The 23,242-nt window shown below is 36.9% G+C and carries 24 protein-coding genes and 1 pseudogene; 2 read left to right on the top strand and 23 right to left on the bottom strand.

All coding sequences use genetic code 11. From position 1 onward, the window contains the following. Positions 1 to 11: 11 nt before the first annotated feature. The 16 genes and pseudogenes from I589_RS15095 to I589_RS18210 all read right to left on the bottom strand — a co-directional run. Positions 12 to 633 (bottom strand): annotated as a pseudogene (locus tag I589_RS15095) (DivIVA domain-containing protein); the annotation flags it as partial. An 18-nt stretch (positions 634 to 651) separates the two neighbouring features. Beyond that, on the bottom strand, positions 652 to 1,434 hold the full coding sequence (locus tag I589_RS15090) for a YlmH family RNA-binding protein (RefSeq protein ID WP_010767167.1): 783 nt from the start codon (positions 1,432 to 1,434) through the stop codon (positions 652 to 654). A gap of 18 nt (positions 1,435 to 1,452) precedes the next feature. Then, positions 1,453 to 1,707 carry a YggT family protein gene (locus I589_RS15085; protein ID WP_051100877.1) on the bottom strand — a complete coding sequence of 85 codons (255 nt, stop codon included), beginning with the start codon at positions 1,705 to 1,707 and terminating at the stop codon, positions 1,453 to 1,455. Positions 1,708 to 1,730: 23 nt separating this feature from the next. After that, positions 1,731 to 2,348 carry a cell division protein SepF gene (locus I589_RS15080; RefSeq protein ID WP_010767166.1) on the bottom strand — a complete coding sequence of 206 codons (618 nt, stop codon included), beginning with the start codon at positions 2,346 to 2,348 and terminating at the stop codon, positions 1,731 to 1,733. A 13-nt stretch (positions 2,349 to 2,361) separates the two neighbouring features. Beyond that, positions 2,362 to 3,039: a YggS family pyridoxal phosphate-dependent enzyme gene (locus tag I589_RS15075; RefSeq protein ID WP_010767165.1), complete on the bottom strand. Its 678-nt coding sequence runs from the start codon at positions 3,037 to 3,039 to the stop codon at positions 2,362 to 2,364. 11 nt (positions 3,040 to 3,050) lie between these two features. Further along, positions 3,051 to 4,292 carry a cell division protein FtsZ gene (ftsZ, locus tag I589_RS15070; protein ID WP_010767164.1) on the bottom strand — a complete coding sequence of 414 codons (1,242 nt, stop codon included), beginning with the start codon at positions 4,290 to 4,292 and terminating at the stop codon, positions 3,051 to 3,053. Between the two features lie 22 nt (positions 4,293 to 4,314). After that, complete coding sequence (gene ftsA, locus I589_RS15065) at positions 4,315 to 5,640, bottom strand: cell division protein FtsA (protein ID WP_010767163.1); 1,326 nt, start codon at positions 5,638 to 5,640, stop codon at positions 4,315 to 4,317. A 152-nt stretch (positions 5,641 to 5,792) separates the two neighbouring features. Continuing rightward, entirely contained in the window at positions 5,793 to 6,881 is a 1,089-nt protein-coding gene (locus I589_RS15060; protein ID WP_010767162.1) for a cell division protein FtsQ/DivIB, read from the bottom strand. A gap of 21 nt (positions 6,882 to 6,902) precedes the next feature. Then, complete coding sequence (gene murG / locus I589_RS15055) at positions 6,903 to 7,988, bottom strand: undecaprenyldiphospho-muramoylpentapeptide beta-N-acetylglucosaminyltransferase (protein WP_010767161.1); 1,086 nt, start codon at positions 7,986 to 7,988, stop codon at positions 6,903 to 6,905. 18 nt (positions 7,989 to 8,006) lie between these two features. Further along, positions 8,007 to 9,374: a UDP-N-acetylmuramoyl-L-alanine--D-glutamate ligase gene (murD, locus tag I589_RS15050; RefSeq protein ID WP_034685434.1), complete on the bottom strand. Its 1,368-nt coding sequence runs from the start codon at positions 9,372 to 9,374 to the stop codon at positions 8,007 to 8,009. Between the two features lie 12 nt (positions 9,375 to 9,386). Next, a complete protein-coding gene (gene mraY / locus I589_RS15045; protein WP_010767159.1) occupies positions 9,387 to 10,349 on the bottom strand; it encodes a phospho-N-acetylmuramoyl-pentapeptide-transferase in 963 nt (320 codons plus the stop codon). Positions 10,350 to 10,387: 38 nt separating this feature from the next. Next, positions 10,388 to 12,565 (bottom strand): penicillin-binding transpeptidase domain-containing protein, encoded by a 2,178-nt coding sequence (locus tag I589_RS15040; RefSeq protein WP_010767158.1) that lies wholly within the window; start codon positions 12,563 to 12,565, stop codon positions 10,388 to 10,390. After that, positions 12,566 to 12,997 (bottom strand): cell division protein FtsL, encoded by a 432-nt coding sequence (gene ftsL, locus I589_RS15035; RefSeq protein ID WP_010767157.1) that lies wholly within the window; start codon positions 12,995 to 12,997, stop codon positions 12,566 to 12,568. It abuts the gene before it with no gap. Positions 12,998 to 13,001: 4 nt separating this feature from the next. Next, positions 13,002 to 13,964 carry a 16S rRNA (cytosine(1402)-N(4))-methyltransferase RsmH gene (gene rsmH / locus I589_RS15030; protein ID WP_010767156.1) on the bottom strand — a complete coding sequence of 321 codons (963 nt, stop codon included), beginning with the start codon at positions 13,962 to 13,964 and terminating at the stop codon, positions 13,002 to 13,004. 14 nt (positions 13,965 to 13,978) lie between these two features. Beyond that, on the bottom strand, positions 13,979 to 14,410 hold the full coding sequence (gene mraZ / locus I589_RS15025; RefSeq protein ID WP_034685495.1) for a division/cell wall cluster transcriptional repressor MraZ: 432 nt from the start codon (positions 14,408 to 14,410) through the stop codon (positions 13,979 to 13,981). 176 nt (positions 14,411 to 14,586) lie between these two features. After that, positions 14,587 to 14,949: a DUF3397 domain-containing protein gene (locus I589_RS18210; RefSeq protein WP_010767154.1), complete on the bottom strand. Its 363-nt coding sequence runs from the start codon at positions 14,947 to 14,949 to the stop codon at positions 14,587 to 14,589. 205 nt (positions 14,950 to 15,154) lie between these two features. Between I589_RS18210 and I589_RS15020 the strand changes: the two genes are divergently transcribed. After that, positions 15,155 to 16,111 (top strand): magnesium transporter CorA family protein, encoded by a 957-nt coding sequence (locus I589_RS15020; protein ID WP_010767153.1) that lies wholly within the window; start codon positions 15,155 to 15,157, stop codon positions 16,109 to 16,111. Between the two features lie 76 nt (positions 16,112 to 16,187). Beyond that, on the top strand, positions 16,188 to 16,304 hold the full coding sequence (locus I589_RS18205) for a DUF4044 domain-containing protein (RefSeq protein ID WP_010767152.1): 117 nt from the start codon (positions 16,188 to 16,190) through the stop codon (positions 16,302 to 16,304). 480 nt (positions 16,305 to 16,784) lie between these two features. Here I589_RS18205 and recN read toward each other — a convergent pair whose 3' ends face one another. The 7 genes from recN to I589_RS14985 form a co-directional block, all read right to left on the bottom strand. Beyond that, a complete protein-coding gene (gene recN / locus I589_RS15015) occupies positions 16,785 to 18,461 on the bottom strand; it encodes a DNA repair protein RecN (RefSeq protein ID WP_010767151.1) in 1,677 nt (558 codons plus the stop codon). Between the two features lie 18 nt (positions 18,462 to 18,479). Further along, a complete protein-coding gene (gene argR, locus I589_RS15010; RefSeq protein ID WP_010767150.1) occupies positions 18,480 to 18,929 on the bottom strand; it encodes an arginine repressor in 450 nt (149 codons plus the stop codon). A 105-nt stretch (positions 18,930 to 19,034) separates the two neighbouring features. Next, positions 19,035 to 19,850: a TlyA family RNA methyltransferase gene (locus I589_RS15005; protein ID WP_010767149.1), complete on the bottom strand. Its 816-nt coding sequence runs from the start codon at positions 19,848 to 19,850 to the stop codon at positions 19,035 to 19,037. Positions 19,851 to 19,863: 13 nt separating this feature from the next. Further along, positions 19,864 to 20,751, bottom strand: a complete 888-nt coding sequence (locus tag I589_RS15000; RefSeq protein WP_010767148.1) for a polyprenyl synthetase family protein — start codon at positions 20,749 to 20,751, stop codon at positions 19,864 to 19,866. Positions 20,752 to 20,753: 2 nt separating this feature from the next. Then, complete coding sequence (locus tag I589_RS14995; RefSeq protein ID WP_010767147.1) at positions 20,754 to 20,975, bottom strand: exodeoxyribonuclease VII small subunit; 222 nt, start codon at positions 20,973 to 20,975, stop codon at positions 20,754 to 20,756. Further along, the gene (xseA, locus tag I589_RS14990; protein ID WP_010767146.1) at positions 20,956 to 22,311 is read right to left on the bottom strand and encodes an exodeoxyribonuclease VII large subunit; all 1,356 of its coding nucleotides are present in this window, start codon (positions 22,309 to 22,311) and stop codon (positions 20,956 to 20,958) included. Before xseA ends, I589_RS14995 begins: the two co-directional genes overlap by 20 nt. Positions 22,312 to 22,315: 4 nt before the next feature. Beyond that, a complete protein-coding gene (locus I589_RS14985; RefSeq protein ID WP_010767145.1) occupies positions 22,316 to 23,161 on the bottom strand; it encodes a bifunctional methylenetetrahydrofolate dehydrogenase/methenyltetrahydrofolate cyclohydrolase in 846 nt (281 codons plus the stop codon). Positions 23,162 to 23,242 lie beyond the last annotated feature (81 nt).

Genomic DNA, 23,242 nt, shown 5'->3' with positions numbered 1-23,242 from the left:
TTCATCATCTGAATTAGAGTTTACTTCAGGATCATTTTCATTGTCAAGTTCTTTTGATAAAACTTCTTTAATTACTTCATGACTGTCTGTAACAAATGATGAGAATGGTTGTAAAATTTCATCCCATTCAGGACTCTTCACTTGCTCAAGCTGAGACTCTAACATCAAGCTTAAACGTTGGTGGAAGACACGTGTCTTCTTCTTCAAATCATCTGTTTCAGTAGCCAATTGGCGCGCCTTAGAGGTTGCATCTGTAATAATTTCTTTTGCTTTGGTTTCAGCTGCAATATTTAATGCATTCGCTCTTTTCTCTGCGTTAGAAATCAATTCATTTGCTCTGTTCTGAGCAGAGGTAACAATAACCTCAGATTCTTTCGATGCACTTGTTTTTACTTTATCAGCTGTATCCTGTGCAACAATAATTGATTGGTTCAACGCATCTTTTAGTTCGTTAAAGTACTCTAATTTTTCTTCAGCATGCTTTAATGCTTTTTCTAATTCACGATTTTTTTGAATGGCTATTTCATAATCTCTTCCGATTAAGTCTAAAAAATCATCAACTTCATCTGAATTGTACCCTCTCATTTTTGTAGGGAAATTTTTGTTTTGAATGTCTAATGGTGTCAATGCCATTTTACTCACCTCTTCGTCTTATTTTCGTAAAACTCCCAATAACAACCTATACTTATCTTTTTTCGTTTTTCCCTCTAGTCCTTGAATCTGAATCCGACCAAATCCTCTTACTGAAATAATATCCAGTAAATCCAGAACAAAATCTGGTCGTGTATTTTCAGTCCAGTTAATCTTTACTTTTCCAGACTCAATTAACTGCTTTGAGCGCTGTCTTGAAATATTATAGACTGTTGAAATCACACTGTCTAATCGCAAAGAGCTCACTGTCTCATGTTCTTCTAACCAGCCATCTTTTGGTGTTAAGATGTCTGTATAATTTTTTTCTTCTAATCGGACAGATACTTTGCCCATCTTCTCCACTTGGATACCGATAAACGATGCAACTCCCTTATCAAGAAAAACTTGCCAGCGCTCTCCATCAGAAATAATATCACCAAAAAATTCTCTCTTTACTCCTGCGCCTAATAGAGTGCCTAACACTTTACCATGAGAAAGTGTCGTAAATTTTTTAGGATAATGAATTTCTAATAACGTAATGTCAAAATCATCATCTGTCGCTTCATAGTAGTCAGGATAAATTAAACATCTTCTTCGCTCAGCAGCTTCATATCCGCCATAAAACGTAAATTTTAAATCACTATCTTGGCGAATTAAAGTTTCCAAAATATATGCCTGGCGAGGATCTAAAAAATCCGTCAGATATGGTGCATATTGACTTTGTACTTGCTCGAGCCACCCACCAATTAAATCAATAAAAGGGTGCTCATCTACTCGGAAATGTTGATACACATTCGCGTTCACAGATAACCACCCCCTTTATCAAAGAAAAGTACCTATTAAAATAACTAGACCTCTACTAGCAAAATTCAAGAGTAAAATTGCAGCCATAATTGTAAAATCAACAGGCCCAAAGTGTAAGTTCCAGCGATCAAATATGCTTAAATACGGCTCACATATACGTGCTAATATTCGCCCTAAAGGTGATTGATAGCCTCCTGGAAACCAAGAAAGCAGTGCATAAACAACTAGCACTAGCGTATAAATTTCTACTCCTTTAAGCAGTAAGTAAATAATAGTTGTAATGAGAACTTCCTCCTCTAGAAATCAAAAAATTGTGATTCTGCCAATGACTGTGCGGTAGAACTATCAATTTCTACGTTTGCAGGTGTGCATAAGAAAATTTCATCACCCACACGTTTAATATCGCCATCTTCAGCATAGACTGTTCCAGTTAGAAAATCAACAATTCTACGTGCTTGTGTTTCTTCAATCAAATGAAAATTAACTAACACAGAATCACCGGATAAAATTCGTTTAGCAATTGTCATTGCCTCAGAATAAACTCTTGGTTCAATAATAGTTATCTTATTTGTCTGTCTGCTTCGAGTTTGTGGACTCGCAGATGATCCATTTTGACGCATAGATACGACCTTGGTATCTTCTTGTCTTGATTGTTGTACAGATGTTTTCGTACTACGAAAAGGTCGTTGTGTTTCTTGTGTTGGCGTAGTTGACGGACGTGCTGCTGGTCTAGGTCTAACTACCTCTTTAGATTGAACATTCACATTTGGCTGTTGTGCCATTGACTGATTTTGCTGTCTTGCTTGTGTTCTTGGCTGAACAATCGCAGGCTTTGGTTTTGGTGAATAATCAAATTCCTCTTCATCTGCCAGACCAAAAAAATTAGCGAGGGCTCCTTTGTTGAATAACGCCATTGTATTTCCTCCTTCACGCATCTTTAAATAATGCTGTTCCGATTCTTATGAATGTTGAGCCTTCTTCAATAGCAATCGGGAAGTCATTACTCATTCCCATACTTAACTCTGTACAAGGTGCATGAGCTAATGTTCGTTGTCTTACATTTTCTTGAAGAATTTTCAATCTACTGAATATGTCGTGTAATTCTTGTTCATTTGCTCCATGAGGTGCCATTGTCATCAGCCCAACAATCTTAATATTCGTAAACGAACTAAGCTGACTGATAAATGACTCTATCTCTTCTGGAGAAATACCATGTTTGGTTTCCTCACCAGAGATATTCACTTCTACAAAACATGAAATAGTTTTTAATGCACGCTTATCTATTTCAGCAGCTAAGCTCAAACTATCTAACGCATGAAAGAAATCTATTTCATTTATAATTGATTTTACCTTTCTTCGCTGTAAATTTCCAATCAAATGCCATTTTAAGTGAGTTTTATCACGTAAATCATATTGTTTTTTAAGTAACTTATCTACTCTATTTTCAGCTAGATGTGTAATCCCAGAATCAACAAGCACTCTTGCTGCTTCTGAATCAACCGTTTTTGTAACTGCAATTAAAGTTACATCTTCAGGATTTCGGTGAGCAAAAGCACACGAATCCTGAATGGCTTGCCTGATTTCCCGCAAGTTATCAGTAATCATGTGCTCCCCTCCTATCTTTTACGACGGAAGAATGGTGGTGTACTTAATTCATCGTCGTCATTTGTTTTTACTTCTTCTCTATTGAATGTTTCAAATTCTTTTTTCTCAATAGAATCAAATTGAGTATCCTCAACTTTTGGTCTCACATTTTGTTCTTTACGGATGTCCCAGTCACCAAAAGCATTTTCTTCTTCTATTTGTGCAGGTCTAGAAGTTTCCATATCTAACACAGGTTTTTGAGGAACTGCTTGAATTTGTGATTGTCTTGCTGGACGGCTAGATTTTTTTTCTTTTTTTGATGGATCAATACCTGTTGCAATAACAGTAACGCGAATTTCATCACCAAGTTCTTCATTGATAGATGTACCTAAGATAATATTTACATCACCAGTCGCTGCGCTAGAAACAATATCGGAAGCATCTTGTGCTTCAAACAATGTCATATCCAATCCACCGGTAATATTTAATAATACTTGTTCTGCTCCATCAATCGAAGTTTCTAATAATGGGGAAGATATAGCTTTTTTAGTTGCTTCAATCACACGATCTTCTCCACTTGCGACACCGATTCCCATAAGAGCTGTTCCTTGGTTTTCCATTACTGTTTTCACATCAGCGAAATCCAAGTTTACATAACCAGGAGCAGTAATTAAATCTGAAATTCCTTGAACACCTTGTCGTAAAACATTGTCAGCTTCACGGAATGCTTCAAGCATAGGTGTCTTCTTATCTACAACTTCTAAAAGACGGTTGTTAGAAATAATTAGCAATGTGTCAACATTTTCTTTTAGTTGTGCGATTCCCTCTGCAGCAAAACGACCACGTTTTGGTCCTTCAAAGCTAAACGGACGAGTAACAACACCTACAGTCAACGCACCAAGGTCTTTTGCGATTTTTGCGACAACAGGGGCAGCACCAGTTCCAGTTCCACCACCCATACCGGCAGTAATGAAGACCATATCTGCGCCTTCTAATGCTTCTTGTAGTAATTGTTCACTTTCTTCAGCAGCTTTTTGACCTACTTCCGGTTGTGAACCTGCTCCTAACCCACGCGTGTATTTAGGGCCTAATTGAATGACTGTTTCTGCTTTTGAGTTTTTAAGTGCTTGAACATCTGTATTTGTAGCAATAAATTCTACACCTTTTACATTTTCTTCAATCATACGGTTTACAGCATTTCCGCCACCACCGCCGACGCCGATTACTTTGATTACTGCGCCGTCGTTAATATTGTTATCTATTGAGAATTCCATGTTTTATTCCTCCTGGATTTGATTAATCGAAAATATTCTTAAAGAAATCAGAAATCTTCCCTTTTACGTTTTCACCAGTTGAATGTTCATCTGGTGACTCATAATGCTGTTCTTCAACCTCTGGATAAGTTTCGTAGGTGACTTCTTTGGGAGATGCAACAGGTTGTTGCGTAGAAATCGTTTTTTCACCTGTGATAGCTGTTTTGGCTAAGTGATAAACTTCTGTTAGATTTGCTGAATAGTCAACAATACTAATGACATTTGTGAATACAGGGTTACGCAAGCCCATATGATTTGGTACATAAAGTTTTACGTTAGTGTCAAAGATTTCCTGAGCTAAATCAACTACGCCTGGAAGACTAGCAGCCCCACCAGTTAAAATGACTCCACCTGGCAAATCTAGTCCATCAATCTCATCAAGCACTTCTTTAGATTTTCTAAAAATTTGCTCGATACGAGCTTCAATTACTTCTGAAAGATATCGTTCATCAATCTTAATTGGCTCAGATTTTCCGATGATATCCACAGGGAACTCTTCACTTGCAGAAGTTCTTTCTGGATATGCATCTCCATAATTAATCTTCAACGCTTCTGCATTATTAAATGAAGTATTCAAAACAATGGAAATATCTTTTGTAACAAATTCTCCGCCTTCTTGGTTAACATGGGTAAATTTCAATTGTTTATCATGCATGACTGATGTTGTTGTTTGACCACCACCCATGTCAATCACGATAGTACCGAAATCTTTTTCGCCGTCGGACAAAATGGATTCAGTCAGTGCAAGTGGCGTAATGACTAGTTCAGAAACAACCAGACCCGCACGCTCCACACATTTACGAATATTATGGACAATTGTTTTCGGACCAGTAAAGACAAGACCAAACATTTCCATACGTACACCAATCATACCTCTAGGATCTTTAATTCCTTCAAATCCGTCTACAGTAAATTCTTGAGGTAAGATTGAGACAATTTGACGCTCTGGCGGCGTTGAGCGAACAAGAGCAGCTGAAGCGACGTTACGCACATCTTCATCTGTAATCTCTTTTGATTCACTGTTGACAGCAATCATGCCTTGACAGCTTTCAACTTCAAGTAGATTTGCAGGCAATCCAACATTCACGCTTTTAATCTGAATGCCAGCTTTTTCTTCTGCTTGTCTAACTGCTCTTTGTATTGCTTGTACGGTTTTGTCGATATCGACAATAATACCCCGATTAATTCCTTCTGATTTTGCATTCCCTACACCAATGATATTCATTTGGCTGTCAATATATTCAGCAACAACAACTTTTACAGATGTTGTACCAATATCAAGGCCTACATACATACCTGTTTTTGCCATGAATGGGATTCCCTCCTACTTACTTTTCCTTATACAAGCGAACAAAATTCGTTCGTTTCAAAATACTTATTATAATTCATATTCACTGTTACCAATTCTACCACAAAATAGGGGCTTATAGAAAGCAGATTCTCTAATTTCTTCACTGAAATTTACTGATTTGTGTCAGAAGTTTCATTCGTTTGCGAATTATTTTCATCTGAGCTTTCATTTTTATACTCTTCCGAGAAAATTCCTACTTCCATATCGACGATTCCTTTTCCAGACATTTCTTTCACAATTTGAGGATAATAAGCAATTTGTTGACTTAAATTTGATATATTCACAAGAATTTGATTGCCATCATTCATGTAGATTGTCAAGAACTCATCGTTATTTTTTCGAGGTGTATATTTGATTTGAGAAATTCCTTTTTGAATTTCTTTAGGAATTTCATTATATTGTTCCAATAGATTTTTTATTTTTTTCTCATCAGAGAAATTCTCTAAAACAGGCATATTATCAGTATTTTTATCTATTTTTTCTTTAATTACTACACCATTCTCCATGATTGGGTAATAACCTTTTTTTTGAGCAAGAAGTGCAACTTCTTTATATTCAGAAACCTGAATTTTAAAGCTATTAATCCCATTCAATGTTATTTTTGTGGATTTTATTCGTGGAGAAAGTTTTTCAATATTCTTTACAGCTGTTTCTCTATCCCAATACTGACTCCATAAACTATCCCCAGAAACAAACTGAGAATCTTTTAATATTTTATCTGCTTTTACCTGTTCATTACCAACAATTTCCACTCTATTTAATTTACTCAAGGGAGAAACATAATATAGGAAAAAAAGTAAAGGAATTATTAAGATACTGATGATTAGTGTCAATCTCCGATACAAAACTGTATTTCTTTGTTTTTTTAGCTGCGGTAAACGATCTGCAAACGAGCCATTAATTGGTCCATTTTCATGTTTTTTTATTTTTAGTGATTCCTCATGCTCTTCATCTGATTCTTCATCTGATTCAACAGTATTCTCTTCCTCATCTATCGGCACATCCGATGGGGTTTCACTTCTACCATCGATTACAGAAGGCTGCCAAGCAGGCTGTGTTCCCTGCTTTTCTAAATAACGTAAATTTTCTTTTTGCCACGGCGTCAACTCAGTTTCTTCAGTTGTTGAAGGAACGTCAGATTGTCCCGTTCTGCCAGTTTCTCTCTCATTATCTTCTATTTTCTTTGTAATAGAAGTCACCCCCTCTCAGGTAGTAGTAATTTAAATAATTTCTTTAACTACGTTATATAATCGCTTGGAGGCATCTGGAATGCCCTCTTCTTTAGATGCACGTGCCATACGTTCCTGTTTTTCTGGGTCATTCATGATTGAATCAATGACTTGAATAAGTTTTTCCCCTGTCAACTCAGCATCAGAAATCATTTCAACTGCTCCAACATTCACTAAACTTTGCGCATTTTTTGTTTGGTGATCGTTGGTTACATAGGGACTTGGAATCAAAACTGCTGGGAGTCCAAGAGCCGTAAGTTCAGCAATTGATGTAGCTCCTGCACGACCCACTAATAAAGTAGAGTTTACCATAACTTCCGCCATATCATGTATATAAGGTTGAATACTAATATTTTTTGCATTGAGTTGTTTACTTTTTTCTGAAACAGACGCGTAATATCGCTCGCCTGATGCATACAGTACTTGATAATCTTTCTTAGAAAATTCATCCATCGCTTCAACAAATGCATTGTTAATTTTCAATGCACCTTGACTCCCACCAAAAATCAGAACCGTTTTGCGTTTTGGCTCTAGTTGATAATTTGACAAAACAGAAGATTTTGCAACAGTTGCGACTTCTTGTGCTCTAGGGTTTCCTACATGGATAACTTTTTCTTTTGGAAAGTACGACTCTACGCCTGAAAAAGAAGTCCCCACTTTTGTCACATATTTGCTTAAAAATTTATTTGTCACTCCTGGAACGCTGTTTTGTTCATGAATAATGGTTGGTATTTTCATTTTTGCCGCTGCGTAGACAACCGCACCAGAAACGTATCCACCAGTGCCTATTACTACATCTGGACGAAATTTTTTCAGAATTTTTTTTGCTGTAAACACACTTTTGATAAACAAGTATACGGTTTTTATATTATATGGCGATAGACTTCTCTTAAATCCTTGAATTTCAATTGTTTCAAAAGGAATGTCTTTCGTCGGAACAATCTTATTTTCGAGACCACGTTTTGCGCCGACATACATAAATTCAGCATTCGGCTCACACATCTGTACATAATCAACAAAGGCAAGCGCTGGATAAATATGACCTCCGGTGCCTCCACCTGTAACTAGAATTCTCATACTTTTTTTCTCACTTTTCTACTTGATTTTCAATTTTTTTACAGCATCCATAAATTTATTTCCGCGAACCTCAAAATTAGGATATTGATCCCAACTAGCATTTGCAGGCGACAACAAGATTGAATCTCCATGTTCACTCAGTGAAAATGCAAGCGGTACTGCTGTTTCAGCATTTTCTGTTTCATGAATAACTTTTATTCCCGCTTTGTTTGCAGCCTCTTTTAATTTAGATTTTGTTTCACCAAAAACAATCATCGCTTTCACACCAACAAGTGATGGAATGAGCTCATCAAATGTGTTTCCGCGGTCTAACCCACCGGCTAGTAAAATAAGCTTTGATCGATTGAAGCCGCTAAGTGCCATTTCAGCCGCCAGAATATTGGTTGCTTTAGAATCATTATAAAATTTTCGTCCCTCAATTTCACCAGTAAACTGTGTGCGATGAGGAACACCATGAAAATGAGTAAGTGTTTCTTTTATAGTTTCATTTGATAAGCCGTGCAATTTTGCAACTAAAATAGCAGCCAAGGCATTCTCTATATTATGCTTACCAGGTACACCTAAATCTTTACTTTCCATGATAGCTTCATTCTTGTAGTACATCCAGCCATCCTTAAGATAGGTTCCTTCTTCAACAACAGTCTCTGTTGAAAATGGAAGAACTGTCGCATTTGTCTTTTTGGCAAGAACACGAGATTCTTCTTGATTCCAGTTCAAAATTAAGATGTCCTCAGACATCATGTTTTTTTGTATCCGCCATTTTGCTTTGAGATACTCTTTACGGCTACCATGATAATCCAAATGAGCCTCATATAAATTAGTTATTAATGCAATTTTAGGATGGAAGGTATCAATTCCCATTAATTGAAAACTGGATAACTCCATCACCATTTCATCTTCGGCAGTTGCTTCTTGTGCAACTGAACTCGCAGGAAATCCAATGTTCCCGGCTAATCTGGCTTGACCAGCTTTTCTATCAGCATTTAGCAACAAACCAATCATTGTTGTCGTCGTTGTTTTCCCATTTGTACCAGTGATACCAATAATTGGGCAATCAGCAATTTGATAAGCTAACTCCACTTCTGTAAGAACCGGAATATGCAGCGCCAATGCTTTTTCAATCAGCGGATTACTGTAGGGTATTCCCGGGTTTTTTACAACTAACGCAAAGCCTTCATCCATCAATTCAATGGGATGACTACCTGTAATTACTTTAATTCCAAGTGTTAACAAATCTTGTGCTTCAGGATTCTCTTCAAAAGGTTTTCCGTCATTAACGGTAACAAGTGCGCCCAATTCATGTAACAATTTGGCCGCACTAACTCCACTCTTGGCTAATCCTAACACAAGAACTTTTTTATTTTGATAATCTTTAATTTTTTTCATCATTGTCATCTCCTACAAAACAATCCATAAAGTGATGATGGAACAAAGAATACTAACTGTCCAAAATACACCATCGATTTTCCACTCAGACCAGCCACCCATCTCAAAATGATGATGAACCGGGGACATTCTAAAAATTCGTTTACCTGTCAGTTTGAATGATGTAACTTGCAAAATAACACTTGCCGTTTCAAATACATAAATTAAACCAATAAGTAATAATGTCCATTCTTGATGAAGTAAAATCGAAATGGCAGCTAGTAAGCCACCCAAAGCGAGTGAGCCCACATCCCCCATGAATATTTTTGCAGGTTTTCGATTGTATGGGAAGAAGCCTAAAAGTCCGCCAATCACACTTATACAAACAATAAACACATCAAATTGCTTTTGACTCCAAGCAATAATTGCATAAGTACCAAAAGAAATCATTCCAAGCCCAGAAACAAGTCCGTCAATTCCATCTGTCAAATTTACTGCATTGGAAAAGCCAACAAGCCAAAATAACACAAAAGCACCATACAAAATTCCCAATGGAACTTCTAGTCCAAATAAATTCAGTGTATTCGTGTTCATCTCACTTCGATAAACTAGATAGAAAATTACACCACCTACTAATTGACCGATTAGCTTTTGCAATGAAGTCAATCCCATATTACGCTTTTTAAAAACCTTTATAAAGTCATCTAAAAAACCTAATAAACCATATAACACTAAAATGAAAAGCAGAATAAATAACGAAGGAGTCAATTCTTTTTGCCATGCTGCTACCCAAATGCTTGTCAATAAACTAGCGACTAAAAAAACGACACCCCCCATAGTAGGGGTTCCCGCTTTAATATTATGCCATTCTGGACCTTCTCCACGAATCGATTGTCCATATTTTTTCATTTGGAAATAGCCAATAAACAGTGGCATCGAAGCCACTGTCATGGCAAAACTACTTGCTATTGGAAGTAAAATTTGTGTCCATTCCATCTTTTTTCTCTCCTAATTCTGCTAATCATTTTCTTTACTTATTCTAAAACGAAATGTAACTTATCTGTTGTAACAATGTCATAAGCAACGACACTCTGTTCCTTACAGTAGCCGTCCCCTTCAAATACCGCCTCTACTCCTAGAAGATTAGCCAGCTTCAGTAAATCTCCTTTAGACCAGCCAGTCACATCAGGCATAACTTTGCTTCCATCAGTAAGTAAAATAAGTTTTTCTGAAGCCATTAATTCTTCACCATTTGGTGTTGATTGTTTTACAATTTTCTTTCCATCACCTATAACTACAGGGGTAAGATTCTTTTTTTGTGCATCAGATGCTGCTTCTTCTGTCCCCAAGTTTCGATAGTCTGACACTTTAACTTTCTCAGTTTCCTCATTTGCTATATCATCTGTACTATCTTCATTGAATTCCATTGCGCGCTTCATCAATGGATTAGCAATGCTAGGCAATGCTTCACGATCATAATTTTTTGGTAATTTCATAGTTAGGTACAAAATGTACTCAGGATCTTCTGCTGGAACCATTTCAACAATTGAGAACAAATAAGGATTCTCTCCCTCAATGTATCCCCCTTGTTCTGAGGCAATCTGGGCGGTTCCTGTTTTTGCAGCAACATTATAACCGGGAACACTGTATAGTCCATAGGCACTTCCGTAGTTTGGATCCTCTACCACATCTCTCATATACTCACGAACTTTTTGAGTAGATTCAGCTTGAAATGGATGTCCGACAACTTCTGTTTTTGTGACTGTTTCTTTCCCAGTCTGCGTGTCAACAATCTTGCTTATATAATGAGGCTGAAGCATTGTCCCATTATTGGCAATCGCTGTAAATCCTCTCATCATTTGAAAGTTTGTTACATTTACTGCTTGTCCAAATGAGCTCATTGCCTGGTCAACAACGTTGTCTGTGGGAAGCTGTCCTGCCGACTCGACATTTAAACCTGAATGTGTACTTTGTCCCAACCCAAGAATTTTCATATAACGTGGCCAATTATCGCCAAGTTTTTGTTCTAATTTTACCATTCCAACATTACTTGACCAAGATAAAGCTTGGCGCATTGTCAAATCGCCCTTTGCTCCTTTATCATGATCGTATATATCAGTGTCCGCTACTGTGATTTTACCCGAAGTGAAGGTTTCATTTTCATTAAATACCCCTTCATCGAGTGCAGCTGCTGTTGTAAATAATTTCATTGTAGACCCTGGTTCATACTGATCTTCAACCAAAAAATTTCGCCAAACTTCAATGGCATCTAAATTTTCCGGATCAAACGTTGGTCTTTGCCCCATTGCAACAATGTCACCCGTCTTTGCTTGAACCAGCATCGCAGTTAAACTTTCCGGCTCCACATTCTTATACACCTCGTCCATCGAGGTTTCAAGCATTGTCTGAAGTCGACTGTCTAGTGTTGTATAAATGTCTTTCCCATCTACTGCAGGTGTTTCTTCAGCAACAGTTCCAGCTAGGGGATTTTGCGCATTATCTTTTTGAAAGACACGCTTTCCATCTGTTCCGCTTAAGACATCATCATAAATCTGTTCAATTCCTAATTTTCCTTCTAGGCCATTATCATCTTCGTTTGGAACAGCATATCCAATGAGATGCGAAGAAAATATTCCATTTGGATACATTCTAGCAGGATGTTCATTAAAATAGAGCCCTGCCATTTTTTGTTTGCTCATCTCATTTTCAATCTTTTGCTTTGTTGCTAATGAAATATTTTTCCCAAAAGAACCAAATTCAACTTGATATTTATTTTCAGCTAATCCTGTTTTTAAAGTATCCAATGCATCACTTTTTTTAATTTTTAAATACTTATGCAAGATTTCTGCAATCGCATCGAAGTTTTTTTCCTCTGCATATAATTTATCTTTTCCAGAGACAAAGGTTTTTTCCAAAGTTGCTCGGATTGAATAGGATGTTGCATCTTCAGCGATTGCTATTCCATTACGATCGTAAATTGTTCCTCGTTTTGCTTTAATTACTTCGCTTCCCTGATACAGAGATTTCGTTTTTTCTTCTAATGAAGTTCCAGCAATTTCTCCTTTTACTACAATATAAGAAAACCGAGCGACAAATAAAAAGAACAATACAATACTCGTAGCAAATAAAAGAATACCTACTTTTTTGCGATTGTTCATCGGGTTTAAATTTTTTTGTTTTTTTGAATCCTTACGCTTCCGTTTATCAGACATTTACTTCACTTTCCTTAAATTATCATCATTAATCGTCAACCCTTGTTTTTCAGCAATCTTTTTCACTCTTTCTGATCGAGAAAGTTCATTTTTTTCTTGCTCTAATCGACTGATTTCTGATTTATTCGTAGCAATTGTCGAGGTCACTCCTGAAATATCTCGTTCAACGCTGCTAATATTGGTACGTAGTTTGATGGTCATTACAGAAAGAGCCACGACTACCAAAGCTAAGCCAACTACAAGAATTTTTTCTAGGTTCGTGAATCGTTTTAAACGTTTAGCAGGAGAAATAGAAATAATCACTTCTTCTTCCACTTCTGGAGCGAATTCAGGCATTTGATCTATATTCAGTTCATCATGTTGCTCATCCATAGGATCTTCAATTGGAACATAATCATATGAATATTGATGTGCTTTTTTCAATTCAGCCATTCTCCTACTCCTCTTTCAACTTAATTTTTTCTGCTATACGCAGTTTAGCACTACGTGATCGATTGTTTTCTTCTAGTTCTTCCTCAGATGGAAGAATCGGTTTTCTGTTTACTAATTTCAATTCAGGTTGGAATTCTTCGGGAACAACTGGTAGCCCTTGTGGTAAATCTTTAGGGATACTGTACTCTTTGAACATATTTTTTACAATTCTATCTTCTAGTGAATGGAATGTGATAACACTTAATCGTCCGTTCATTCCTAGTAAGTCAATTGCTTGTTCAAGTGATTCCTCAACTGCGCCCAGCTCATCATTTACTGCAATCCGGATAGCTTGGAACACTCGTTTTGCCGGGTGACCACCCTTTCTTCTTGCGGGTGCTGGTATAGCTGTCTTGATAATTTCAACTAAATCTTGAGTTGTTTCAATTGGTTTTACTTGTCTTACTTTTTCGATTTCGCGCGCAATCTGTTTTGAAAATTTTTCTTCTCCATATCGGAAAAAGATTTTCACTAACTGGTGGTAATCATATGTGTTCACCAAGTCATACGCACTGAATGATGCCTCTTGATCCATCCTCATGTCCAAAGGAGCATCTTGATGATAACTGAACCCTCTACTTGCTTCATCTAGCTGTGGAGACGAGACACCTAAGTCATATAAAATCCCATCTACTGAGAAAACAGCCTGTTGAAGTAATTGCTGCTTTAATTCTCTAAAGTTACTTTTTATAAAAGTAACTTGGCCTTTTTCCACAAAAGGAGCTAGTCTTTTCTTGGCATGATCGATTGCACTCTGATCTTGATCGAATGCGAACAGATGACCTTCTTCATTCAGTTGGCTCAACAGATATTCACTATGTCCAGCCCCGCCTAGGGTACAATCGACATAAATACCATTGGGCTTCACTTGTAACCCATCAACAGTCTCTTTTAACAAAACTGTGTAATGCTGAAATTCTTCTGTCATCTTCGTTCCTCTTTCTACAAGCCAAAATCAATCATTGTTTCAGCGATTTCATCAAAATTTTCTTCTGCTTCCGCTGAAAATTCTTGCCAGCGGGCTTCATCCCAAATTTCAATTCGGTTTGAAACGCCGATAATCACACAACCTTTTGCAAGTTGTGCATGTGTGCGGAGTGTACTCGGAATATTAATTCTTCCTTGTTTATCAATCTCACACTCGGTAGCTGCTGAGTAAAAAAATCGTACAAACGTACGTGCATCTTTTTTTGCAAGTGGCATTTCGCTTAACTTTTCTTCAAGCTTCTCCCACTCAGATAAGGGATATCCAAATAAACAGCCATCTAATCCTCTTGTCACCACAAACTTTTCGCCAAGTTTCTCACGAAGTTTTGAGGGAACAATCAGACGGCCTTTTGCATCAATATTATGTTGAAACTCACCCATAAACATTGAAAATCCCCCTATTCCTCCACCAGCTAAAAACAGTCTACCACAATCCCCCACTTTCTACCACCTTTGCGAGGAATATATTTGGAATTTTTTTGACCTATTTTTACTTTAGTAAAATATTGAGAGGAAAAGACTTTTAGGAATTTTTTAAAAGTTTTCTAAGCCGTTTTTACGTGTTAAAAAACAATGCTTATTAAAACTACTAATATATAAACGACCATGCTTAGCAAAAACACAAGTCGCCAAAACATCTTGAAATATCGAGGATAAACAATCTCTCCTTTGTAGTAAGCGAGGAATACAGCAATCAGGATTCCTAACAATAGAACCGATATTAAAAAATACGGTAAAATTGATTTAGAAGTTGTATTCCTTGATAATTCATGCAAGCCAATCAACAAGAAAGGAATGCTAATATCTGGTACTTTAATTTTAAAACGCTGTGTTAGAGAAAATGTTGTAACTAAAAAATTACAAGCAAATAATACAATGATTGGATATATGTACCAAAACAAAACAACCAGAGAAGTCGAACTCATTTTTTATTTCCTTTCTTAATCATATCTACTCCTAACTATACTTCATTTTCTTTACATTAGTGTTTCAGTTTTTTTAAAAGTTCATGCCTATTTGACGGTTTTTATAAAATTTTTTGATTCTTCTCGGAAAAAAGGGGAAATAAAGGCTTTTTCAATAAATATTAGCTATAATATAAGTTACAGTTTGAATAAAGGATGTGCTTGAATGATTAGCTATTTTTCTTTAGAAAATCAGTATTTTAAAAATCAGGAAACAGATGGAAAAGAGGTTTTTTGGCTTTGTGTTGAAAATCCAACAAAAGAGGAAATTACAACCCTCACAAAAAATTATAAAATGCCTGCTGACTTCATGACTGCCATTCTTGATAACTCTGAAACTTCACGTTCTGAAGAGCTTGAACAAATCAGTTTTGATCGCCCTGCTCTTTTGCTATTGCAATATCCCTACGCAATAACGAGTCCCAGCGGATATCTTCAGCTAAATACGTTTCCTTTTTCAGTGATTGTTACACCTGAGAAAAAAATCATTACCGTAACAAATCACAAACCGGCGTTCATGCAAGAAGTCATAACACGTGAATACCCTAGAAATGATATGTCTAACTCTATGAATTTGCTTCTTCAGTTAATTTGGCAGTTATCACTTTCTTACAATCACTACCTAATGCTTTTAAAAACACAGTCTGATAAACTCGAAGGAGAACTTCAAGTTTCTACAGAAAATAGTCAACTCTACCAAATCATGGATATACAAAAAAGTTTAATTTATTTTGAAGCCGCTACTGCAGCCAATCTAAAAACGTTAACCAAACTAAATCATACAGAGGTGTTGACGTCTAATCATGCCTATAAAATTCATCTTCACGATGTGTTGGTAGAAACGACGCAGGCCTTAACCTCTTCTCAGATTCAATTAAAAATTGTAAATCAAATGACACAAACGTTTTCTGCAATCGTATCAAATAACCTAAATAACGTGATGAAAATTCTAACCTCGCTTACTATTGTCTTAACAATACCCACAATTATTGGCGGTATTTACGGGATGAATGTGAAACTTCCTCTTGCAGGTCGTTCAGATGCCTTCTTTTGGATATTCATCATTACGGCATTTCTGTGTGTTGGGGTCATTCGTTACTTAAAGAAAAAGCATCTTTTATAGAACTCTTCTTGAAGAATCACTTAAAAGAAGGTAAACTATTCAAGAGAAGTTGGATTTTAAAAGAAGGATGGTCTTTATGAAAGATACAAAATCAAAAAGTACATTTGCAAAGGTGACAAAAATCGTCATTTGGGTTATGTTGATTCTTATGGTTGGTTCAGTGTTCATTGGTGCATTGGCCTATTTCATGTAATTACTATTGCCTAATAATAAGGAGAGCTCGAAAACGATGGTTTCGGCTCTTTTTTCATTTTTATCAATTATTGAATAGTTGGTGGAGGAAAGTGGGAGATTCTGAGAAATAGAAATGACTCTCGTTAAAATCTATTTTCATCATTAAATCAGCCATAAATTTTCTAAATCAAGTTTTTCATTGAAAATGTGAGGAAGTGTGGGGGATTTTTTCCCTTTGATAGTTTCGCAGAAAAAGATAGCTAATGTGCCCCTTTTTCATAGTGTTGACTAACAGAGCTTTTACAGCTTATAAACAGATTCATCTTCACGCTTTTTTTAGACAGCTCTCTTATTCTCTCAGTTTATTATTATTTGACGAGTTTAAAACCGATTACAAAGAGGGATTTTCAGCAGACGATCTGTCTTTTTTCTTTACCAATTATTTTGCAAACAAAAAAAGATACCCTAACTCAACGGAGTAGGTATCTTTTTTTAGTTCTTATTTTTTTGCCATATTTAAAAGCTCTTCTGCATGTTTTTTTGTTAAATCTGTAATTTCACTTCCTGCAAGCATACGGGCAATTTCTGTTACCCGCTCCTTAGAAGACAACTGCTGCACGCTTGTTTCTGTCCGTCCTTTTTTTACCTCTTTTGAGATATAGTACTGATAGTTTGCCACAGCAGCAACTTGGGGCAAATGCGTAATACAAAGCACTTGGGAGTTTTGTGCAACCTGATAAATTTTATCTGCAATTGCCTGTGCCACGCGCCCGCTCACTCCCGTATCTACCTCATCAAAAACAATACTGGTAATCCCTTGTTTTTTAGAAAAGATAGTTTTCAACGCCAGCATGACACGCGATAATTCACCACCGGATGCAACTTTTACCAGTGGTTTTAGTGGTTCACCTGGATTGGTCGTAATATAAAATTCCACTTGATCTATTCCATCGCGATGAAGCTCATTATCTGTAGACGAGAACCGCACCTCAAAATCAGTATTCGCCATATAGAGTTCTTTTAACTCAGTTAAAATTGATTTCTGTAATTTTTTTGCAATTTCTACTCGTTGGTCATGCAGATTTTCTGCTAATTCTCGCACCTGATGTTCTTGATTCGTCAGTTTTTTCAATAAGCCATCCATTTGTCCATCTGAAAAATTTGAATCTGCTAATTCTTGACTAATCTCTTTTTGATAAGCCAAAATCGCTTCAATGGATTCCCCATATTTTCTTTTTAGTTGTCGAATCAATTCAAGCCGATGATTTACTTCCTCTAGACGATTTTCATCCAATTCCAAGTTATCAAGCTGACGACTGATGTCGCCAATTGAATCTTGTAAAAGATAATAGGCATTTTGCACATTTTCCAATATGTCACTGTACTCTGAATCTAAATGAGCAATTCCTTGAAGTTGACCTAGTGCAGCCCCAACCCCATCTATACTGCTCTGCCCTTCAGCATTTAATGCTTCGTAACTTTCAGCCAAGCCATCTACAATTTTTTGATAGTTGCTTAGCTTGTCTCTTTCCTCTATGAGCTGCTCTTCTTCACCAATCTGCAACTCTGCAGCCTCAATCTCTTCTTGCTGGAATTGAAGCATATCAATTCGCTGAACAAACATCTTTTCATTTGCTTGAATTTTCTTAACCTGCTGTTCGAGTTGACGAAAGGCATCATATTGTTTTTGATACATTTTCTTATCTCTTTTAAAAGACTGATTTCCAAACTCATCCAACAGCCCTAAATGTTTATCTGCCTGCATTAATTCTTGGTGTTCATTTTGCCCATGAATATCAACTAGAAATTCACCAATTTTTCTAAGATTTGCTAATGTAACGGTTCGACCATTCACTCGGCAAATATTTTTCCCCGAAATGGACATGTCACGTTGAATGATTAAACTTTGCTCTTCGGTTTCTATTCCCAACTCTTCCATGAAAGATAGAAATTCAGCTTGTCTAGGTAATTGAAATAGTCCCTCGAGTGTACATTTTTGTGCTCCCTGTCGGATATAATCACTTGAACCTCTTCCTCCTGCTAGCAAACCCATCGCATCAATTATAATTGATTTTCCTGCGCCAGTTTCTCCTGTTAAAGCAGTCATTCCTTGATGAAAAGACAATCTAAGTTTTGAAATAATGGCAAAATTCTCTATTGTTAGCTCTTGTAACAAGATATTTACCTCCTGTATCTATAGATAACGCAAAAATTCTTGTTTCAAATAGTGCGCATCTTCTTGAGTTTTTGTAATCATTAACACATTATCATCATCATTAATCGTTGAGAACAATTCCTTTTTATATCGCTTATCAATAAGATTTGCTGCAGCTGATGCATTGCCAGGCAACGTTTTTAAAATAACGAATTTTTCCATTTGATCTACAGAAACAAAAGCGTCTTTTAAAAGTTTTTCTAACTTCATTCCAACATCTTCATTCGTTTCTGCCGGCAAGCTATAGCGATAGCCACCATCTGCTGAAGGAACTTTAATCAGCTTCATTTCCTTAATGTCCCTTGAAATAGTTGCCTGAGTAACATCAATTCCCTTTGCACTTAATATTTCAACAAATTCTTCTTGTTTTTGAATACTTCTCTCTGCAAGCAAACGGGTAATCAAACGATGCCTATCTTTCTTTCTCATAATTATATACGCTCCTTGGTTTAAAAGTCATATTTATCATAGCTTATTTTGCCCTCTTAATAAAGAAAATTCGCTGGCTTCTTAATAGAAACACAACGAATTTGGTTATTTATGCAGATTTTCATGTGCTGAATGAACAATTTCTTCAATTGAAATAGAAGGAGCCATTAGTCCGATTTCATTTGATTTTTTTAAATGAGCTAAAAATTCAATGTTTCCCTCTCCACCAGTAATCGGAGAAAAACTTACTGCGGCGACATCATAGTGAGCTTCCATTGCAAAAGATAAGATATTTTTCAATACCATTTTATGAACATCGGGATCTCGAATAATTCCTTTTTTCCCAACAAATTCTTTTCCTGCTTCAAACTGGGGTTTGATAAGGGCAACCACATCCCCATCTGCAGATAAAATTTCGTGTAAGGGTGGTAGAATTAGTTTTAGCGAAATGAAGGACACATCGATTGTCGCCACTTGCGGCTGACCATACGTAAAGTCCTCCGGTTTTGAATAGCGGAAATTGGTTCTTTCCATCACCACTACCCGCTCATCTTGTCGTATTTTCCAAGCAAGCTGATTATAACCGACATCTAACGCATAGCTTAATTTTGCCCCATTTTGAAGCGCAGCATCGGTGAAACCTCCTGTAGAAGAACCAATATCTAAGATCACTTTCTCAGAAACGGTCAAATCAAAAATTTCTAATGCTTTTTCAAGCTTTAGACCACCTCTTGAGACGTAAGGGAGCCTTTGTCCCTTTACTTGAAGAATTGTTTCCACAGCAATTTTTTCTCCGGGTTTATCTAAACGTTCATTTTTTTCTGTATATACCTGTCCTGCCATCACACCACGTTTGGCTTTTTCTCGTGTTTCAAAAAGACCTTGATTAAAGGCAAGGACATCTACGCGTTCTTTTTTCATGTTGTTCCTCTTTCTATAAATAAAATACCTTCACCAATTCTTTTAGATACATTGGTTCAAAAGCAGAAACTGTTTGTTGAAGACGATCAATTGTTCGTTCAGCAGCTATCAGCTCTTCGTCTAGTGCGAGTTTAGCTTCAGCTAATCCAAGAAGTCCTGGATAAGTACTTTTATTTAATTGGGCATCACGCTGAGTTTCTTTTCCAAGTAATTCCGTTGTACTTGTCACATCCAGTAAATCATCACGAATCTGAAAAGCAAGTCCTAAATGTCCGGCTAATGTTTGCAGCATTTCCAATACTTCTGTCGGTTGATTTGCAAGTATCCCACCAGAAATAAGGGCATATTCTATAAGTTTGCCAGTCTTATCTTCATGTATTCCAGCAAGCTCTTTAACTGAAATCTGTTTGTTTTCTGCCTGCATATCAGCAGCTTGTCCACTCACCATTCCCTCGGCCCCAGCTGCCTTAGAAAACAATTGCAATAGCAAAAGCTTCGGCTCCATCTCAACTTGTGCCATACTAAGTAGCTGAAAAGCCATAGTTAACAACGCATCTCCCGCTAAAATAGCTGTAGCTTCTCCATATACCTTATGATTGGTTGGCTTTCCTCGACGTAAATCGTCGTCATCCATCGCAGGCAAATCATCGTGAATCAAAGAATAGGTGTGAACCATTTCTAAAGCCGCCGCGGTTTGATAGGCACCCGTACCAACTGTTTTATGAAAAGAAGAGACGGCTGCAAGTAATAACTGTGGTCGTATTCTCTTTCCTCCAGCATTTACAGAATAAAGCATGCTCTCTTTTAATTGTTCATTTGTTGTATGCTTGTTAATAAAAGATACTAACTCCTGCTCAACAAAAGGGAGGTGTTTTTCAGAAAAAGTTTGATTCGTTGACATCCCTATTCTCCATTCTCTTCAAAAACAACTTCTTCATTTGTCTCAGTCATCATTTTTGTCAATGTCTTCTCAGCATTTGTTAGCGTATCTTGACATTGCTTACTTAACTCCATTCCTTTTTTAAATGCATCAAGTGCTTCCTCCAAAGGAACATCGCCTTGCTCTAATTTTAAGACAATCTCTTCTAATTCTTGTAGTGAAGCTTCAAATGTTTTCGTCGCCATGTTTTTCCTCCTTAAGCTCAATAATCTCAGCAATCGCCTGACCATCTTGGTAATGAATCGTTACTCGGTCTTTTAATGAGAGTTCATTTATTTTTTTAATCACTTGATTTTCTTTTGTGGTATAACTATAGCCTCGTCCCATAATTTTTAATGGGCTTAACAAATCTAGCGACTGAACAGCCGTTTCGAATCCTTGTCGTTTCTTTTCCATGTAGCTTTTCATTCGTTCCTTTAATCTGTTGTTACTATAATCTAGCTGCTGCTGTGCTTGTTTCAGACGATGACTTGGTTCCATCTGATACATTCGATGGATAATCTGACTTGCTTGTTTATCTTTTTCAAACAAAGAGTGTTGCATTGCCTGTCTTAAGCGCTGCATCATTTGATCTAATTTCACCGATTGAGCATCGTAAAGACGTCCTGGTTGTCGAAAAACGTATGAATTTGCCAAACGTTGGTAATGCTCGTTTTTTCTCTGAAGCTGATTCAAAAAAGCCTGCTCCATACGCCCTTGTCGCTCTTTAATTCTCAATAACTCCTCAGACAATACAGGAACTGCAAGTTCTGCTGCAGCAGTTGGTGTTGCCGCTCGAACGTCTGCGACTAAATCTGCAATTGTGGTATCTGTTTCATGACCAACAGATGAAATAATCGGTGTCTTAGCATTATAAATAGCCCTTGCCACACGCTCTTCATTGAAAGGCCATAAGTCTTCAATTGACCCTCCACCACGGCCCATGATAATGGTGTCAAATGATCCCATTGCTTCGACTCGCTGAATATTCCTTACAACATCATCTGCCGCCTGATTTCCCTGGACAACTGTCGGAAATAAAACAAGCTGTGCAATTGGGTAGCGGCGTTTTACTGTAGTGATGATATCTCGAATTACTGCGCCACTGGGACTTGTGATGACTGCGATTTTTTTGGGATAGCGTGGAAGTGGTTTTTTAGGACCTGAAAACAAGCCTTCTTTACTAAGTTTTTCTCTTAATTCAGCCAACGCCTGATACAATGCACCGACACCATCAGGCTCCATATGTTCGATATAAATCTGGTACGCGCCACTACTTTCATAAAGTGAAATCCGTCCAACTACTAGGACCTTCATCCCCTCTTTTGGTTCAAATTTTAATTTTTGAAAAGCACCTTTAAACATAATGGCAGATATCTTGGCCTGATTATCCTTTAAACTAAAATATTGGTGGGCATTCGCCCTTGGACGAAAATTAGAAATTTCCCCTGTTAGATACACCCGTTCTAAATAGGGATCTGCCTCAAATTTTCGTTTCAAATATTTTGTTAGCGCGGTAATCGTAAGATATTGCTGTTCCATTTACTCACCTCTGTCTTTTTGCAGCTTCCACTGTTTGCTTCATGAGCATTGTAATTGTCATAGGTCCAACGCCCTTTGGAACAGGTGTGATATAGCTAGTTAGTGGTTCAACTTCATCAAATTTTACATCTCCGATTAACTTTCCAGCTTCATCCCTATTCATTCCTACATCAATTACTACTGCTCCTTCTTTGATGAATTCTTTTGTAACAAAGTGTCCTCTACCAATTGCGACCACTAATATATCAGCTTCTCTAGCTACCTCTGCTAAATTCTTTGTTTTTGAATGAGCAATGGTCACTGTTGCATTATTCATTAAAAGGAGTTGGGCCATTGGTTTTCCAACAATATTACTTCGACCAATTACGACTGCTCGCTTTCCTTCAATATCAATCTTATAAGCCTCAAACATTTTCATAATACCATAAGGCGTACATGGAATCATTTCTGGATTTCCTTCAAATAATCTACCTAAATTCATAGGATGAAAGCCGTCTACATCTTTTTTTGGATGAATGGCTAGTAGTACTTTCTCCTCGTCAATATGTTTTGGTAACGGCAGTTGCACCAAAATCCCATGACAGGTATCATCATTATTAAATCGTTCAATCTCAGATAGAAGAGTTTCCTCGGATAAATCCGCTGGGTAACGTTCAACTGTTGAATGGATACCAATCTTGCCTGCAGCAAGTTCCTTGTTTCTTACATAAATTTGACTTGCTGGATTGTCTCCTACTAATAAAACAACCAATCCTGGCGTAATTCCTTCTTTGCGTATCGCCTGTACCTCAACAGCAATGTCTGCTTGTAATTTATCGGCTAGTTCTTTCCCGTTGATAATTTCTCCCACAACAACCACTCCTAATTTTTATTGAACATTTTTATTTTAGCATACAACAAATTATCTGCGTAGATTTAGAAGTTCAAAAAT

The organism is Enterococcus phoeniculicola ATCC BAA-412 (genome assembly GCF_000407505.1).
GTDB lineage: Bacteria > Bacillota > Bacilli > Lactobacillales > Enterococcaceae > Enterococcus_K > Enterococcus_K phoeniculicola.
Note: the sequence above shows the minus strand (reverse complement) of the source record. Positions and strands in the feature narration are given on the sequence as shown.